2 protein-coding genes are annotated in these 2,592 nt (G+C 77.4%); both read right to left on the bottom strand.

Annotated elements, in window-relative coordinates:
- Positions 1–144: 144 nt before the first annotated feature.
- Complete coding sequence (locus DZF91_RS25210; RefSeq protein WP_117359717.1) at positions 145–594, bottom strand: roadblock/LC7 domain-containing protein; 450 nt, start codon at positions 592–594, stop codon at positions 145–147.
- Positions 584–2,592 (bottom strand): ATP-binding protein (locus tag DZF91_RS40315; RefSeq protein ID WP_117359716.1); only part of this gene is annotated, 2,009 nt, incomplete at its 5' end. The genes DZF91_RS25210 and DZF91_RS40315, both read right to left, overlap by 11 nt.

Genomic DNA, 2,592 nt, shown 5'->3' with positions numbered 1-2,592 from the left:
GGCGCGTCCACGCGCAGCGGCGCGTCGGTCGGCGCGGCGGCGAGCAGGGTGTCGACCGTGAGGCCCCGCCGGGCCGGGGTGCGGCCCCGGGTGAGCACGAACGGGCGCAGCGGCGTGTCGCGCGCGTCGTCCGGTCCGGCCATCTCACGCACCCGGCCCGCCGGTCGCGGCGCCCGGGGCGGGCGCGGAGGTGAAGGTGTTCGGCGCGCCGTCGCGGAGCGGGGTCCGCAGGACGGACTCGCCGTAGCGCAGCACGAGCCGCTGCATCTCCTGGCCGATCAGCGCCGGGTCGATCACGCCCTGCGTGAGGACGCCGAGGCAGGTGCCCTCGGCCGCGCCGCGCAGGAACAGCACGCCGCCCTCGTACTGGGCCATCACCTGGTAGAGCGCGCGTCCGCCGGTGCCGTACGTCCCGGCGACGGACCGCGACACCGACAGCAGGCTCGTGCAGGTCGCCGCCAGCCGCTCGGAGTCGTCCCGGTCGAGGGACGCCGAGCGCGCGATGACCAGGCCGTCCCGTGAGCACAGGATCACGTGGCGGACGCCGGCGACCCTTGCCAGTGAGTCGATCATCCAGTCCTGGTCAGCGGTCAAGGTCGTCTCCCGGGGACGGCTCGTCGGAGTCGGCCGACGTGTCGGCCTCGGACGGGTGCGGTGTCGGGCCGACGGACCGTTCCGACGCGTCCGCCTGGGCGGCGTCCGGATCGGTGGCGGCACCGGTGGCGGTGAGGACGGACGCCTCCGCCGAGGGCCCGTCGGCCGCTCCCGCCTCGGCGATCGCGTCGGTCGCGGGTGCGTCGGCGGCTTCCGCGGAGGACGTGGGGCCGTTGGACGCGGGTGTGTCGGAGGTGGCTTCGGGGCCGCGCTTGGTTTCCGGGCCGCGCTTGGTTTCCGGGCCGCGCTCGGGTTCGGGGGCGGCCTCGGGGGGTGGTCCGGTGAAGAGCGAGGCCATGAAGGCGCCCGCCTCGTCCGGGCTGGACGGCGGGGGCGCGAGCTCGGACACCGGTCCGGACGCGGCGCGCGGCGCGTCACCCCGGCGGCGCGACGTCCGCTTGGGGAGCCCGCGCGTTCCGGACGGCTTCTCGTCCTGCGGCTCGTCGCGCTTGGACGCGCCCTCGACGACAGCGGGAGGAGCCGGGACGGGAGCGGCGGGCGCGGGAGGCGTGGGAGGCGCGGCGGGCGCGGGAGGCGCGACGGCGGGCCGCTGATCCAGGAGGGGCGAGCGGACGGTCGTGGTGAGGTCGCCCGGGACGCGGACCACGACGCGCAGGCCGCCGTACGGGGAAGGTTCCAAAGCAAGGTGCAGGCCGTGCCGGCGCGCGTAGCGTCCGACGACGACCAGGCCGAGGCGCGGCACCTCGCCCAGTTCGGCGAGGTCCACCGGACGCTCGCCGGTCACCAGGCGCTGCGATTCCGACAGGCGCGGCTCCTCCAGCCCGGTGCCCTGGTCGTCGATGCGGACGACCGCGCCCGTCGCCCCGGCCGACAGTCCGACGATCACGTCGGTGGCGCTCGGGGAGAGGGTGGTGGCGTTGTCCAGCAGCTCGGCCAGCAGGTGGATCACCGGCTCCAGGACGGCCGCCCGGACGGCCACCGGCGGGTCGCCCTCGATCCGGACGCGGCGGAAGTCCTCGATGCGGGCGGTCGCGGCCTGGACGGTCTCGGCGAGCCGCATCGGCTCCGGCCAGTGCTGGCCCTCCCACGTCCCGCAGGCGACGACGAGGCTCTGCGCGAGGCGGGCGGCCTGCGCGGCGAGGTGGTCGACGACCTGCCCGGCCGCGTAGACCTCGGGATCGTCGCGGCGGGACTCGGCGAGCCGTTCGGCGGCGGCCTGGACGCGGTGCATGAGCGTCTGCTGGCGCCGTCCGAGCGCGACCATCACCATGCGCTGCGAGTCGAGCCGTCCCTCGACGTCCTCGGCGGCCCGCGCGGCGTCCTCGGCGGCCTCCGCGAGTGCGGCCCGCTTCTCCTCGGCGGCTTCGGCGAGCGCGGCGCGCTTCTCCTCGGCCGCTTCCGCGAGTGCCGTCCGCTTCTCTTCCCGCACCTGCTCCAGCGCCGCGCTCGCGGCTGCCGCGGCCTCTTCGAGGGCCGCCTGCGCGGCCTGGGCGGCCTCTTCGGCGGCGGCTTCGGCGGCCCTGGCCTCCTCCGCGGCCTCGCGTGCGTAGCGGGCCTCGCGCTCGGCGGCCCCACGGGAGACGACGTTCGTGCGCGTGGTCGCGCGCACGTCGTCCAGGGTGCGGTCGCGCAGGTCGGCGAGTTCCGCGCCGAGCGCGTCGTCCTGCTCGGGAGGCGGGAGGGGGGCGTCGCGGTCGGCGAGCGCGGCGGGGACGGCGTCGGTGAGCAGGTGCTCGACGCCCTTGCGCAGCAGGCCGTTGGCGTCGGTCAGCGTCGCCGCGTACTGCCGCCACTGCTCGTGCAGGCGCGCCCGGTCGGCGGTGAGGGCGTCCCGCTCGGCGAGCAGCGCGGTCCGCTCGGCGGTGAGGTCCGCCAGGCGGCGGGCCAGCTCGGCCTGCCGGGAGCCCGCCCGGCGCGCGGTCAGGACGGTGAGGACGGTGGCGCCCAGCGCGGCGGCGAGCGCCACGCCCCAGGCGG

The organism is Actinomadura logoneensis, assembly GCF_003428695.1.
In the GTDB taxonomy this organism is placed as follows: domain Bacteria; phylum Actinomycetota; class Actinomycetes; order Streptosporangiales; family Streptosporangiaceae; genus Spirillospora; species Spirillospora logoneensis.
Note: the sequence above shows the minus strand (reverse complement) of the source record. Positions and strands in the feature narration are given on the sequence as shown.